Here is a 14,373-nt window from a genome sequence, read left to right as displayed (position 1 = left end):
ACGGCAGAGCCGAGTCCAACACGCTTCCCTCACTCATGGCTCCGGCGACCATGAACGGCAAGGTTGAAAAGATAGAGCGGACCGGCGGCTGTCTTTGCGGGTCTGTGAGGTATGTTGTCACCGGCGCGCCGTTGCGCGTTGGCTTGTGTCATTGCCAGGATTGCAAGAGAACCAGCGGCAGCACCTACAGTGCCTTTGCCGTGTGGCCGCGGTCGGCTTACCAGTGCAAGGGCGAGCTTGTTGCATTCAACGGCAGAGGTTTTTGTCCGGCATGCGGGTCGCGCGTGGTGAACCTCCGCGACGACGAAGCCGAGATCATGATCGGCACTCTCGATGATGCGCCAAACGACCTTCTCCCGGCATACGAGCTTTGGACCCCCCGGCGCGAAGCCTGGCTCCACAACCTGCCTTGGGCTGACCAATTCGCGGGCGATCGCACCGAAGAAGGCCAAAATTGGCGCGAAGCCCGACGAGTATGACCATGCTCGAATGGCCCTCCACCCATGAACTGTGAAAGTCAGCTTCATGCGCGATGAATCACTCAAGTTCTTGAAGAAAATTGTGGCGACCCCGTCGCCGAGCGGCTTTGAGCAACCTGTAGCGGAGCTTTTCCGCGAGTATGTTCGTCCGTATGCCCACAGGTTGACGACGGACGTCATGGGCAATGTCACAGCGATCATCAATCCTGAGGCGTCTATGCGCTTCATGTATGCCGGGCACATGGATGAGGTCGGCTTCATCGTCCACTACATCGACGATGACGGTTTTCTGTTCTTCAGCACCATAGGTGGAACGGACGTTGCCACTGAAATCGGCCAGCGTGTCTGGGTGCACGGCAAAGAGCCGATCCTGGGGGTCGTGGGTCGCAAAGCAATCCAGACCTTCAAAGCCTCTGACACGTCTCAAACACCCTCGCTGATGGAACTGTGGATCGATATCGGCGCGAGTTCGCGAGAGGAAGCGTTGAAGGTCGTAGAGGTCGGCAGCGCGGTGACTATCCATGGCGAGTTTGCAGCGCTCCAGGGCAACCTTGCTGTCGGACGAGCGTTCGACAACAAGGTCGGCCTCCTCATCGGCGCCGAGGTGCTGCGCTGCCTCTCTGAGGAGGGAGGCGTTCACCCCGGCGTGGGGCTCTATATCCTGGGTACGGTTCAAGAGGAAATCGGTTCCCGAGGCGCGATGACCTCGGCGTTCAATATCGCGCCTCGAACCGGCCTCGCAATCGATATGGGCGTGGCGATGGACTATCCGCGCGCTCGCGCCGAGGATCAGGGCAAACTGGACCTTGGGAAAGGGCCGGCAATCACTCAAGGCGCGAACACCAACCCGGTGGTGTTCAATCTGCTGAAGTCGGTGGCCGAGAAAGAGGGCCTGCCTTATCAGTTTCAGGCGGTGGGCAGCTCAAGCCCTACCGACGCGCGTGTCATGCAGCAGAACCGCGGCGGCGTCGCAAGTGGGGTGCTCTCCGTGCCTTTGCGTTACATGCATACCCCGTCCGAAGTTGTTTGCTTGGATGATGTGCAAACGACGATTGACCTGGTTTGTGCATATTGCCGGCAATTGACGCCGGAGATCGACTTCACGCCAAGATGATCGCTGCGGGATTGATTGTGGAAGTCGTGGCTCCAACAGTCGCCGATCTGGCGCCTGTCGGCCACCGCCCGGTTCGTCGGTCACCGCGCACCTGCGAAAACCCAACCACGGTCCACTGGGGAGCGCGCCTCAGGTCACCGCGACCGCTTCCACCAAACGCCTGAGGAAATCCGTCAGACCGGCTTCAGGATCATCACCTGCGCCAACGAGCACCGAAATACCCCAGCGCCCAAGCACGGCCTCCTCCACAGGGTTGCGGCTGGGCATGAAGATGAACGAAGGGGGACGATCTTTCTCATATCCAGACCGGTGCCAGGTTTGCCAAAGCCGGTGCAACAGCAGCCGGATGTTTGGATCGGAGAGGCTATAGCCAATGAACAGGATCGTGCTGCCGAGAGCGTCGGAGCGAAAGCGGACATCAAGGGGAGAATTGAAGGACAGGCGGTCAAGATAGTCGGTTTCGGTGAGGACAAGGGAAGAGTCCTCGTCAAAGTCGCCGTGAAATTTCACGATGTGCGTTATGCCTCGACGGGCCTGCGCAACGTGCCGTGCGTTGGCCACTTTCACGTACTCTCGACCGTGGATTTCAAAAGCGAGTTCCAGGTTCCGGTCATAGTTCGTCGTATAGATGACGGGAAAATCGAGCGTCACGATGAGACGGTGCAATTCCGATTTCTCGATCCGTTCCTTGGCGACAGACCAGTTTCTGTCCATCCAACTGCGAAGTGGTCCGATGCTGCCATGCTTGATCCGATAGTATTCGGCCAAGGTCTGAAAACGATCGCGTCGCGTGGAAAATTCATCGTCGACGCCGAGCTCCTTTGCCATTCGCTCGATGAGCTTCTCCCAAGACGGAAGTCCGACGCTGATCGATACCCCCGCCCCCACAAACAAAATTGCGCTGCGATGACGAATTGCATTGGCGAGCGAATTTATAGGATCATCATCGTTCATGGATAGGTCCTCCGAAGCCACTCGCGTGGGCCGGACCTAAAGGTGCGTGCCCCGTGAGCGGATCGTGGACGCGGCCCCGCAATTCGAGCCAGCACGGCGCACTGCGGGAGCATCGTGCTCCGCCCTCATCGACGAAATCGGATCGACCACGCACCAGCCAGCCCAGAGGGGGCGGCCCTTGCAGTCCTGCCGAGCCGCTTGCCACCCGAACCGAGGTAGCGGCCGCGAGGACACTGGCTGTGAACTGGAACCGGCGGTGTTGCGGTTTACTGGCCACGTTGATTCAGTTCTGCGCCAGCCATATTGCGCAAAACTCTATCGAGTTTCGCATTCACCAAGAGGTTGCGCCGCTTCGCGCCGATAAAGATGGCGAGAGAGTAAATCATTGTAAGAACAGAGATCATCGTCATTCCGGCCTAAACATCAGCGGCCGGAGATGTTCCATGCGCCCGGAAATATTCCAGTGCAGGTGTTTTTAAATCGCCGAAGCTACGCGCTCAATGCGCGGTTGGTTTCGTGTCCAGGGCGGACGAATTAGCGCAAGGCGGTATTCATCCTCCCACATCGGCGGCGGACTGAAGCGAAATGCTGGTTGTGTCCCCCAGAATTGCAATGAAACGCCGATGCTTTGCATGCGGCCCGGAACAAATGCTCGCTTGCACAGTTCGAGCCATGCAGCGGTCGACCCCCGCGCTGCAAGATCGGTAGCCCGATCGCCCGCGCCGGCCCCTCCCACGGCGCGGGCTTTCGTTTGAATTCACGCTGTCGGGGTTGGAGTCGCTCCACCGTTGTCGCGAGCCGGCTGATATACGCGCTGTCCGGGGGCTCGCGCGGTGTCGGCGACATCGGCATTCGCGCAGTCCGGCAGGTCAGCCCATGCACGGGAACAACGCGGCACTGTGATGGTTTGGTGGCCTCGGAAGGTGGCAGAGAACGATGGGCAAAAAGCCCAAACAGCACGCAAAATCTACGGCGGATCGCGAAAAGGCGATCGAGGCGCTCTACTTCGCGCGCAAGTGCGGCCTTACGAAGGAAGAGGCACTCAAGATGCTCAGGGAAGCCCCGATCGGGATCGACGATGAAGCCGAAGAGCGCTCCGGCCGTTAGAGGTGACCGCCAATCGCGCATCGCAGCCGGCCGCGGCGCATGATCTTCTTCACTTCCGATACGCATTTCAACGATCCGCGCATTCTGCGCCTCGACCGGCGTCCCTTCGCCTCGTTGGTCGAGCATGACCAGGCGCTGGTTGCGTTTTGGAACGAAACGGTTGGCCCGAACGACGAGGTCTGGCACCTCGGCGATTTCGCCAAGGGTCCAGCCGAGACCGTCTCTTCACTGCTGTCGTCTCTTAACGGGTCCAAGCACCTGATAATTGGCAACAATGATGGCGCTGCCACCATTGGCGACCCGGCCTGGGCGAGCGTGCACCACTACATGGAGCTTCTTGTCGAGGGCCGCTTGCTGGTTCTGTGTCACTATCCTTTTCGCACCTGGAACCAGATCGGCAAGAGATCGGTAAACCTGCACGGTCATTCGCACGGTCGTCTGAAGCCGATGACGCGCCAGCATGATGTCGGCGTCGACGCATGGGGGTTTCGTCCGGTAACCTTTGCTGCCATTCAGGCAAGTCGCCGCCGGGGCTAGCTCGGCAGAACGCCGGGTGAGCGAAGGTCTTCAGCTTTGCGGGATTCGAGCCGACGAGAGGCCGTCTGTAATCCTGCCGTGTTCGCAACAATGCGACCATCCTGGTGGCGGCTTCAAATGGGAGAACAGCCTCACGGATAGCGGTTTTCGCGCGTGGATCGGCACTGCTCGAGGGCCCGGCACGCGGACCGCGCCACACCATCAACTTGAGTGCGGCGAAGTCTTACGGAAGCCCCACCGGCCGTCGCAGCGCGAGATCGAACGCATCGCCTGAGCTCAGCACGTGAACCCTCAGATCATGAATCGAAAGGGCGGCATCAGGCTCACCTTCCGCGATGTTGGAATGGGTCACGCCGGCTGCGTCGACCAGATAGACAGCGCCGCTGCCAATGACCTTGAACATCTCGCCCTTCACCACGATCGCGGTGTCTTCATCAATGCCGATGCCGAGGACGCGCGGGTTCTGCGACACCGCCCCGATGAGCCGCCCAATGCGGCCACGTTCCGCAAAGTGCTGGTCGATAATGACGTTCGGCAGCAGGCCCAGTCCCGGCGCCATGCGAATGTGGCCGATCCGAAAGGACGCTGCGTTCGGCCCCTTCACCATCATTGTGTCGCTCATGACCGACGCGCCCGCGGAGGTGCCGGCAATGACGCCTCCGGCTTCATAGATTTCGTGCACCCGCTCGTCGATGGGCGTGTCGCCGATCTGGCTGGTGATCCGGAGCTGGTCGCCCCCGGAGAAGAACACCGCACTCACGTCTGCGAGCGCACTTATTTTCTTTTCATGAGCTGCCTCGAGGCGGTCGTTGACGTAGAGCTCGATGACATCCTTGATGCCCAGCTCACCGAAGGACCTCTGATACTTCTCGAGATAGCCATCCGGCTCATGAGACGCGATGGTGGCAAGCACCAGGCGGCCGTTCGGAACCAGGCTCGCCACCTCCTTCAAGATGACACGATCGCCATCATGGTCCTCGTGGCCGCCGATGATGACGAGCGTTCCGGCTTTACCGTTCGAGGATCGTTTTTTCTTCTTGTCGGTCATTTGTCCACGTCTTTCTTGCGCAGGAAAACGTGTGGGTGGTTGTCCTCGCTGGTCATGAATGCGACTGCGAACTCCCTGCTGTTATGCGCCCATCCAGACACGCCGGTCGCGGTAAGCACGATGGCTCCGGCTTCGCCGCCGATCGCCTCGACTTCCTTGAGCGCGGGATACAGCACCTGCTCCAGGCCGCCTTCAGCCTGCCCCGAGGACAATGCCTGCCGCGCCGAGAGTGCCTGCATGACACGGGCCGCGAGAGCCTTTCGCGCAATATGCTCACCGTCTCCCGAGAAGGCGACGGCTCCCAATTGGTTGTCGGCATAGTAGCCGCAACCGGGTTGCGGAGAATCCCCCACACGACCCGGAGCACTGCCGTCCAGTCCGCCGGTCGAAGTGCCGACGGCGATGTCCCCGTACTGATCCAGGGCAACCACACCGATCGTATCCTTCGCCTCCGACTTGCTGGAGGCGTCGCGCTGCTGCGGCGTGATCAAATCCGCCGGATCGCAAAGCTCCAGCTGCTTGTCGGCGGCGAAACGCCGGGCCCCCTCCGACGCCAGCAGGATCGGCTCCTCATGCAGCATGGCCTTCGCGACACTGATTGGATGGCGCACGCCCTTGATCACTGCGACGGCACCTACATTGAAGTCCCTGCCCTCCATCAGGCCAGCGCACATCTCGACCTCGCCGTCCGAATTGAGGGCACTTCCATATCCCGCATTGAACGTCGGGTCCGCCTCGAGGATGCGACCGGCCGCTTCCACGGCATCGACCGCCGTTCCGCCGCCGGCCAGGACGGCCCGACCTGCCTCGAGTGCCTCGATGCATCCGTTGCGATGCGCCTCCTCCTCTTGCGGATCGATCTCCTTGGCGCCGCCGTGCAGGATCAGCGACCACATCAGCCAGCCCTCAGATGGCGAATATGGGTCTGATCGGGCCCTCCCCTCGAAGGCGTCGCGCCTCCGAAGCCGGTTACCTGCCGCCACACGACTTCAACGTCGTCGACGGTGAGCACGACAAGGTCGTTCTCCCGAGCAAGCCGGAGACACACGTCGACGGCCTCCTTCTCGGGACAGACGGCGTGTATGCGGCCTGGGGCGCAGCCGGCGTTCAAGGCACCTTCCCGCAGCAAGCCGGCGATCGCTCCGGGGGCTCGGCCGCGCAGCTCCTGCTCATCCTCCTTGAAGACGATGACGTCGAATATCCGCGAAGCGATCGCGCCCATCTCGCGGATGTCGCAATCGCGGCGGTCGCCCGGTATGGCGACCAGGCCGATCGTGCGCTGATAGCCGCGCCTCATGTGGGAAACGAGCTTTCCGAGCGCCTTCAGCCCCTCCGGATTGTGCGCATAGTCGACGATGGTGCGGAAACCATGCCCGTCGAAGACGTTGAGGCGACCGGGAGATTGCTCGAACGAGGTGCCAAACTCGGCCAGCGCCGCCCGGATCGTTGCCGCCGGAACGTCGTGGCAATGCGCCATGGCGACGGCTGCCAGGCTGTTGGCAACGTTGAATTCGGCAGAACCCTCGAAGGTCGCGGGAATTTCGTCGACGCTCATCAGGAACATCGATTCCCCATCCTCGTGGATGAAAATGTCCCAGCCGTCGCTGCTGGGCTCCCGCGTCACGGCGCGGCCGCCTTCCGCCAGGTGGCTGCGCAAGAAATCGGGCCACTCGCTCCTGCTCGCCAGCGAGAAGTAGCAGATCCTGCCGCCGGCATCTCGCGACATTGCGGACGTATGGACGTCGTCGGCATTGAGAATGCTCCATCCCCCGCGGCGGACGGACTCGACCACGACCGATTTCACCTCCGCCAGGTCCTCGATCGTGTCGATGCCCCTCAGCCCGAGATGATCGCCGTGGACGTTCAGAACCGCGCCAACATCGCATGCATCGAAGGCAAGCCCTTCGCGCAGGATGCCGCCGCGCGCACATTCCAGCACCGCGACATCGACACCCGGCTCGCGCAGCACGATCCTGGCGCTCTGCGGACCGGAGCAGTCCCCTGTCATGATCCGCTCGCCGTTCAAGTAGACGCCGGTGGTGGAGGTGAGCCCGACGGTTGCCCCATTCGCCTGCAGGATGTGCGCCAGCATCCGGGCAGTGGTCGACTTGCCGTTGGTTCCCGTGATCGCGAAGATCGGAATCCGGCCGTCCTTGCCGCCTTTGAAGAGAAGATCGAGCACGGGCCGTGCGACGTTGCGGGCGCGCCCCGACGAGGGTTCGAGATGCATGCGAAAGCCAGGACCGGCATTCACCTCTATGATGCCGCCGCCGGTTTCGCTCACCGGCCGTGAGATGTCGGGACAGACGAAGTCGATCCCGGCAATGTCGAGGCCGACGATCTGTGCCGCCCGCCTGGCGATCAGCGCGTTTTCGGGATGGATTTCTTCCGTTCGGTCGATCGCGGTCCCACCGGTGGAGAGATTGGCGGTGGGCCGCAAGAGCACCATTTGACCCGGCGCTGGAACGCTCGCCAGGGTGAGCTGCGATTTTGACAGGAAATGCTCGACACATTCGTCGATCTCGATGCGGGTCAATACCGAGGAATGGCCCTCTCCCCTTCGTGGGTCGCGGTTCGTCTCCTCGACGAGCTCGGCGACAGAACTCCGGCCATCGCCGACCACATGGGCCGGAACCCTCTCGGCGAGCGCCACCACCTTTCCGCCGATCACCAGGATCCTGTGGTCCGAGCCGACGAAATGCTGCTCGACTATAACGCTACGGCTGTGTTCTCGCGCCTGTTCGAAGCCCCAGCGGACCTCGTCTTCTGTTGCCAGACCGATGTTGACGCCGCTTCCATGATTGCCATCGAGTGGTTTGGTGACCACGGGGTAGCCCAGCCGTGCTGCCGCCGCGACTGCGTCCTGCGCCGATCGCACCAGCTCCCCGCGTGGCACCGGCAGGCCGGCCTGTTGCAGCAGGAATTTGGTCAGGTCCTTGTCCGAGGCGATCTCGGTCGCAATCTCGGAAGTGAGGTCGCTGCAACTGGCGCGGATCCGCTTCTGATGCTTTCCGTGACCAAACAGCACGAGGCTGCTGTCGTCGATCCGCGCGGCGGGTATGCCCCGCCTCTCGGCCTCGCGCACCAAGGAAGCAGTCGTAGGCCCCAAGGCACGCTCGGCGGCCAGACGCTTGAGCTGCTGCAGCCTGGCTGCGAACTCGAATGGCCCCTGCGTTTCCGCAATGTCGCCGAGCCCCTCGACACCATGCAGATTGGCCGGCAGCAGGCTGTCCACCAGTTCGAGCGCGACGCGTCCGGCGAGCAGCCCGACAAGCTCATCCTTGTAGGCGAACATGACGTTATAAGTGCCGGGACTGCCTTTGACCGACCGTGTCTTTCCTCGTGTCACCCGGTGACCGAGCATGCTCTGCAGTTCCAGGGCGACATGCTCGACGACGTGGCCGAGCCAGGTTCCTTCCTGCATGCGGCGGACGAAGCCGCCGGCGGCGCCATAGCTGCAGCCATGGCCCGCAAGGCCGGGCAACAGTCGGACGATTTGTTCGGAAAACCCGGGCAGTTTGTCTGTCGGGAACGCCTCAAGGGCTCCGAGGTCGATCCGAATCTGGACCATTGGCGTCATACTATAGAGGTGCGGCCCGCGAAACACGCGGGCGTCCACGACGCGGATAGGGCGAAAACGCGAGGCGCCCCGATGAATTTCTTTGTCCGACATAGTCCGTTTCTCCTGACTAACTCCGCAACATCCGGAGGATCGGTTAGTTCCCGGCCTTTCAGCCCAAATATTTTTGCAGGAGAGAGAAACAAAAGTGGCCGTTAACATATGTTGCGCCAAGAACACCCTCTGGTCATCTCGGCCAAGTGCGGTCGCTGTTCTGAGGGCTACTTATCTCTCGGGACGAGGCGGGCCAGGCATTCGCTCGTTTTCACAAGCATTCGCCGGGCACATCGCGGCCGTTGAGCTAGTGCCCGGCTTTGCTCATGGCGACCCATTGTGCGGGTCCAGCACTGAGGCATTAATCTTCAGCACGCCTTCGGCACCCGGGAACATTTCCAGACGCGTCAGGTTTGGAACCATCCTTGCACCGGAGCTACAGCCATGCAGAGTCGAAAATCGGTGAAGGCCGCGCTCGTCAAGGAGATCGACGCGGTCCGCCTTCGTATCTCGCTGCTTGAAAGCGAGCTATGCAGAGATGGCAGACCCAGGCAAATTGGATGGCGTTCAGGATACGAACTGGACGCCCACAAAGCCCGCCTTGCTCGACTGGAGACCGTGCTTGCCCACTATCCGTCGGCACCGGCAGCCCGGGCATCGAAACAGCAACAGCTTGAGTTGCGCGCAAGGCAACCAAGTAATTTTGGGGAACGCCATGGCTGACAGACCCTCAATCAGAACTCCGCTAGCTCGAGTGCGGGGCCTTGGATCGGCGAAACACGGAACCGAAACGTTCATGCTGGAGCGGCTGACATCTGCTGCCCTGTTGATCCTTGTCATTTACATCGTCGCGGTCGTTATAATGCTGGTCGGTGAGCCTCGAGACGCCGTCCTCAGCGTCGTAGGATCGATCTATGTCGCGCCAGCCCTTATTGGCTTCATTCTCGTAAGCTGCGTTCACATGCGGCTTGGAATGCAATCGATCATCGAAGATTACTGCCATGCCACGGTGCTCAAATCGCTTCTTCTGATCGCCAATTGGTTGTTCTGCTGGTCAGTCGCGCTCGCAAGCTTGTTCGCTGTGCTGTTAATCAGCTTCAGATAGCGATCCGGTTCCCTGCTGCAGCCAGCGTCTGCCACCGGCAGGCTGAAGTTCGCCTCAGCGGGGAACCGGGCTGGGCTTGCGCAAAGGAGTTCGACAACCCGGCCTCATCTGATTTGCGGCAGCCTGTCCCATTGATGGAAAGGGGGTGGAGAGGTCAGCTCCCACTCCAATGTGGTAGCTCCTGGCCCCCACGGGTTCATGCCGGCGGCTCTTCGCCGGTAGAAAGCTTCCAAGATGCCGAAGAGGAAAATCACGACACTCGCGGCCGACAGGTACGATCCATAAGAGGACACCATGTTCCAGCCGGCGAATGCGTCGGGATAGTCGACATAGCGACGCGGCATGCCAGCCAATCCAAGGAAGTGATGGGGGAAGAAGACGAGGTTCACGCCGACGAAGGTCGTCCAGAAATGGACCCCAGCCAGAAGCGGATTGTAGAGATATCCCGTCATTTTCGGAAACCAGTAATACCAGCCCGCGAAGATGCCGAAGATCGCTCCCAGTGAAAGTATGTAGTGGAAATGCGCGACGACGAAGTATGTGTCGTGCAGTTCACGGTCGAGGCCGGCATTTGCGAGTTGAACGCCCGTCACCCCGCCTACGGTGAACAGGAATATGAAGCCGAGGGCCCAGAGCATCGGCGTCCGCAGGCTGACCGAACCGCCCCACATGGTTGCAATCCACGAGAACACTTTAATCCCGGTCGGCACTGCTATCACCATCGTGGCGAAGGTGAAGTAGCGCTGCGTGTCGAGGCCTATCCCGCTGGTGTACATATGGTGGGCCCAGACGACGAAGCCGATCACCCCGATCGCCACGATTGCGTACACCATCCCGAGATACCCGAAGATCGGCTTTCGCGAGAAGGTCGAGATCACCTGGCTGACGATGCCGAACGCCGGCAGGATCATGATGTAGACTTCCGGGTGGCCGAAGAACCAGAAGAGATGCTGGTACAGCAGCGGGTCGCCTCCGCCGTCCGGCGCGAAGAACGTGGTTCCGAAATTGCGATCGGTCAGGAGCATGGTGATGGCGCCGGCCAGCACCGGCAGAGCCAGCAGCAGCAGGAAGGCGGTGATGAGGATCGACCACACGAACAGGGGCATCTTGTGCAGGGTCATCCCCGGCGCGCGCATGTTGAAGATGGTGGTGATGAAGTTGATGGCTCCCAGGATCGAGGAGGCGCCCGCAATGTGCAGAGACAGGATGACCAGATCCACGGCGGGACCGGGGTGGCCGGAGGTCGACAGCGGCGGGTACAGGAACCAGCCGGTCCCAGGGCCATAGCCGCCGGGGACGCTGGGCATGAAGATCGACAATAAAAGCAACATCAATGCCGGCGGCAGCAGCCAGAACGATATGTTGTTCATGCGCGGGAAGGCCATGTCGGGGGCGCCGATCATGATCGGAACCATCCAGTTGGCGAAGCCGCCGATCAGGGCGGGCATCACAGTGTAGAAGATCATGATCAGCGCGTGGGCCGTCGTGAAGACGTTGTATAGCTGCTTGCCGGCGTCGATCGCCGCGTCGCCCTGGTAACCGTAGATCATCGACGCCAGTCCGGGGAAAAACTGGATCCCGGGTTGCTGCAGCTCGATTCGCATGCTCACCGACAAGAGCATGCCGATCACCCCCGCGATGAAAGCGAAGACCAGATAGAGTGTGCCGATGTCCTTGTGGTTGGTCGAAAACAGCCATCGGGTGATGCCGCTCGGCTGATGGCTGTCGAGACCGCCCGGATCTGCCGCCGTATATTCGTTCATGACCTTCTCCGCTTGAGCCGTCCGTCGCCAGCATCGAACCGTGCTGGAACTTGATTGTTCCCTCCACCGAACCGACAGCCAGGAACATTCCACGGAAGCCGCTGTTAGGTTCCGCGCGGCCGACCCTGCGCGGCTGAGGATCGACGTCCATGCTGGCGATAATTGCTGCGACCCTGGTTCTGACGACGGTGGTTGGTGGGCTGATATCCGCCTTCTGGCTCGAGGCGCGTCATGGTCTCCATGACCCCACGCCGCCGGACATGTCGGTGCCCAGGCAACTGAACGCCCCGGCCTGGAGCCGGTGGTCCTGACATGGACGCGATCACCGCGACACTCGACCCGAGAACGCGAGCCGGCTGGCTGCTGCTCGGCTTCGCGCTCGGCGGTTTCTTCGACGGCATCGTCCTGCATCAGATCCTGCAATGGCATCATCTTCTCTCGGGCGTCGCCGATCCGGCGGGTTCCGACCTGCGCTTCCAGATCATGGCCGACGGCCTCTTCCATCTTTTCATGTATGTGCTCGCCGTCGCCGGCACGGTGCTGCTGGTGGCCGCGAGGGCGGCCGGCGCGCGGCCCGGGACCACCACGGGGATCCTGCGGCTCGCCTTCGCCGGGTTCGGCGTCTGGCATGTCGTCGATGCCGTCGTGTTTCACTGGCTGCTGGGTCTGCACCGGATCAAGATGAACAGCGACTTGCCGCTCGCCTGGGATATTGCGTGGCTGGTCATCTTCGGCATCGTGCCGCTTGTGTTGGTGCTGGTGCTGCCCAACCGCGGCGGACCGGCACGCGGTGCTTCGGCAGCGCTTACCAGCATCGTCCTGCTTGCGGGAATGGCAGCCGGCGCCGGCCCGTTCTTCAACGGCGCCGCCAATTCCATCATCGTCTTTCGGGCCGGGATGGAACCGGCGGCGATGATGCGGGCCGTTGAAGTCGCCGACGCCCATCTCAAATGGGTCGACGCCAGCGGCACCATCTGGACGGTCGACCGCGTCTCATGGCGCGGGTTGGTAGCCCTTCACGCGCGCGGCGCCCTTGTGGTCAGCACGACGCCTGTCATTGCCGGATGCCTCGCCTGGACCGATGCCGCCGGAATGAGCAGTAGCTCCAGCCAGCAGCGAGGCACTCCTGCCAGGCTATGACTTCCGGACAGGGATAGGGGAGTATCAAGCATGCGATTCGCCAGCGAGAGCAGCCACGGCCGGAGCCTGACACCGCGCATCGTCGTGGTCGGCGGAGGCTTTGCCGGTCTGGAGGTTGCCAAGGCGCTCGGCAAGGCGGAAATCGGGGTGACGATCATCGACCGCCACAATCACCACCTGTTCCAGCCCTTGCTCTATCAGGTTGCAACCGCCGCCTTGTCGGCGCCTGATATCGCCGAGCCCATCCGCAAGATCCTGGGCCGCTATCCCTCGGTTCAGGTCCTCTTCGGCGATGTCACCGAGATCGGCACCGAGGCCAGGATACTGGTGCTGGCCGATGGGACCACGGTCCCCTACGACATCCTGGTCTTGGCCACTGGTTCGCAGCCATTCTATTTCGGCCAGGAGAGCTGGGCTCGGGTTTGTCCCGGTTTGAAGACCATCGAGGACGCGCGCACGATCCGGTCACGGCTGCTGCTATCGTTCGAGCACGCGGAACGGACCACCGATCCAGTCGAGCAATCCCGGCTGATGACGATCGCCATTATCGGCGGCGGCCCGACCGGTGTCGAACTGGCGGGCTCGATCGCCGAACTCAGCCGGCACACACTGGCGCGCGACTTCCGCAACATCCGGCCCGAGAAGACAAGGATCATACTGGTAGAAGCCGGCGAGCGTCTGCTCGCCGGATTCGCCCCGGAGCTTTCCAGATATGCACGTCTGCGCCTTGAAAGCCTGGGCGTCGAGGTCGCGCTCGGCAACCGGGTCGAGGCGATCGAAGCGCATCAGATCACCGTCGGCGGCCAGGTGATCCCGGTGGCCTTGACGCTCTGGGCCGCCGGGGTGGCGGCTTCTCCGCTGGTCGCCCAGCTTGGTGTCGGGCTCGACCGCGGCGGTCGGGTGAAGGTCGAATCCGACCTGCAGGTCGTCGGCCATCCCGATGTCTTCGCGCTTGGCGACGTCGCACTGGTCCTCGATGGGAACGGCCAGCCATTGCCGGGTCTTGCCCAAGTCGCCAAGCAGCAGGGCGAGTACCTCGGCAAGGCACTGGCACGCCGGATAGATGCTGGCGACACGCTGCCCGCTTTTGTCTTCAGCAATCGAGGCAACACGGCCATTGTCGGCCGCCACGCTGCCGTGTTCGAATCGGGCAGGCTGAAACTGAAAGGCTGGTTCGCCTGGTCTGCCTGGGCGCTCATCCATGTTTATCTGCTCGTCGGTTTTCAGCACCGCGTTCAGGTCTCGATCCAGTGGCTCTGGCGCTACCTGACCTATGAGCGTGGCGCCCGACTCATCGCCGAGGAACGAGTCGAACCGGGTTTAACATCGTCGCCGGGAGCGGCCCCGAGAGAGCCGCTGCCACCCAAGGCAGACGCCGCCCCGGCATTGCCCGCCCGCACTGACTAGATTGCCGGGTGCTCAGTTCGGAGACAGTGGCGATGCGGGGGTCATCTCTGGATTCCGCCACGGCCCGTCGTCCCACGGCAGCCTGAACCTCGAAAATCGAGGCGGG

At 61.9% G+C, this 14,373-nt stretch carries 13 protein-coding genes; 8 read left to right on the top strand and 5 right to left on the bottom strand.

Going from position 1 to position 14,373, the window contains the following annotated elements; translation table 11 throughout:
- Positions 1-50: 50 nt before the first annotated feature.
- Positions 51-479: a GFA family protein gene (locus NKI06_RS15180; RefSeq protein ID WP_050485925.1), complete on the top strand. Its 429-nt coding sequence runs from the start codon at positions 51-53 to the stop codon at positions 477-479.
- A gap of 46 nt (positions 480-525) precedes the next feature.
- On the top strand, positions 526-1,593 hold the full coding sequence (locus NKI06_RS15175; RefSeq protein ID WP_023682460.1) for a M42 family metallopeptidase: 1,068 nt from the start codon (positions 526-528) through the stop codon (positions 1,591-1,593).
- Positions 1,594-1,722: 129 nt separating this feature from the next.
- Here the strand turns inward: NKI06_RS15175 and NKI06_RS15170 are convergent, their stop codons facing one another.
- Positions 1,723-2,547, bottom strand: coding sequence for an SIR2 family NAD-dependent protein deacylase (locus tag NKI06_RS15170; protein WP_023682459.1), 825 nt, complete (start codon positions 2,545-2,547; stop codon positions 1,723-1,725).
- Positions 2,548-3,483: 936 nt separating this feature from the next.
- Between NKI06_RS15170 and NKI06_RS15165 the strand changes: the two genes are divergently transcribed.
- Both NKI06_RS15165 and NKI06_RS15160 read left to right on the top strand, forming a co-directional pair.
- Positions 3,484-3,654 carry a hypothetical protein gene (locus NKI06_RS15165; RefSeq protein ID WP_352543580.1) on the top strand — a complete coding sequence of 57 codons (171 nt, stop codon included), beginning with the start codon at positions 3,484-3,486 and terminating at the stop codon, positions 3,652-3,654.
- Between the two features lie 39 nt (positions 3,655-3,693).
- Positions 3,694-4,191 carry a metallophosphoesterase gene (locus NKI06_RS15160; RefSeq protein ID WP_352741621.1) on the top strand — a complete coding sequence of 166 codons (498 nt, stop codon included), beginning with the start codon at positions 3,694-3,696 and terminating at the stop codon, positions 4,189-4,191.
- 223 nt (positions 4,192-4,414) lie between these two features.
- Here the strand turns inward: NKI06_RS15160 and NKI06_RS15155 are convergent, their stop codons facing one another.
- The 3 genes from NKI06_RS15155 to cphA are packed head-to-tail and all read right to left on the bottom strand — an operon-like array spanning position 4,415 to position 9,020.
- Positions 4,415-5,239: a cyanophycinase gene (locus tag NKI06_RS15155; protein ID WP_023710470.1), complete on the bottom strand. Its 825-nt coding sequence runs from the start codon at positions 5,237-5,239 to the stop codon at positions 4,415-4,417.
- Positions 5,236-6,135 (bottom strand): isoaspartyl peptidase/L-asparaginase family protein, encoded by a 900-nt coding sequence (locus NKI06_RS15150; RefSeq protein WP_023825538.1) that lies wholly within the window; start codon positions 6,133-6,135, stop codon positions 5,236-5,238. Before NKI06_RS15150 ends, NKI06_RS15155 begins: the two co-directional genes overlap by 4 nt.
- Positions 6,135-9,020, bottom strand: a complete 2,886-nt coding sequence (cphA, locus tag NKI06_RS15145) for a cyanophycin synthetase (RefSeq protein ID WP_352986025.1) — start codon at positions 9,018-9,020, stop codon at positions 6,135-6,137. The genes NKI06_RS15150 and cphA overlap by 1 nt, the downstream gene beginning before the upstream one ends.
- A gap of 276 nt (positions 9,021-9,296) precedes the next feature.
- Between cphA and NKI06_RS15140 the strand changes: the two genes are divergently transcribed.
- Together NKI06_RS15140 and sdhD are read left to right on the top strand one after the other, a co-directional pair.
- Positions 9,297-9,575 carry a hypothetical protein gene (locus NKI06_RS15140; protein WP_352986024.1) on the top strand — a complete coding sequence of 93 codons (279 nt, stop codon included), beginning with the start codon at positions 9,297-9,299 and terminating at the stop codon, positions 9,573-9,575.
- A complete protein-coding gene (sdhD, locus tag NKI06_RS15135; RefSeq protein WP_031356152.1) occupies positions 9,568-9,957 on the top strand; it encodes a succinate dehydrogenase, hydrophobic membrane anchor protein in 390 nt (129 codons plus the stop codon). Before NKI06_RS15140 ends, sdhD begins: the two co-directional genes overlap by 8 nt.
- A 104-nt stretch (positions 9,958-10,061) precedes the next feature.
- Here the strand turns inward: sdhD and ctaD are convergent, their stop codons facing one another.
- The gene (ctaD, locus tag NKI06_RS15130) at positions 10,062-11,720 is read right to left on the bottom strand and encodes a cytochrome c oxidase subunit I (protein ID WP_352986022.1); all 1,659 of its coding nucleotides are present in this window, start codon (positions 11,718-11,720) and stop codon (positions 10,062-10,064) included.
- Between the two features lie 312 nt (positions 11,721-12,032).
- Between ctaD and NKI06_RS15125 the strand changes: the two genes are divergently transcribed.
- Both NKI06_RS15125 and NKI06_RS15120 read left to right on the top strand, forming a co-directional pair.
- A complete protein-coding gene (locus tag NKI06_RS15125) occupies positions 12,033-12,860 on the top strand; it encodes a DUF2243 domain-containing protein (RefSeq protein ID WP_352986021.1) in 828 nt (275 codons plus the stop codon).
- A gap of 30 nt (positions 12,861-12,890) precedes the next feature.
- Positions 12,891-14,267 carry an NAD(P)/FAD-dependent oxidoreductase gene (locus NKI06_RS15120; protein WP_352986019.1) on the top strand — a complete coding sequence of 459 codons (1,377 nt, stop codon included), beginning with the start codon at positions 12,891-12,893 and terminating at the stop codon, positions 14,265-14,267.
- Positions 14,268-14,373 lie beyond the last annotated feature (106 nt).

Origin of the sequence: Mesorhizobium sp. M0772, from assembly GCF_040320135.1 — a bacterium.
Classification (GTDB): Bacteria; Pseudomonadota; Alphaproteobacteria; order Rhizobiales; family Rhizobiaceae; genus Mesorhizobium.
Note: the sequence above shows the minus strand (reverse complement) of the source record. Positions and strands in the feature narration are given on the sequence as shown.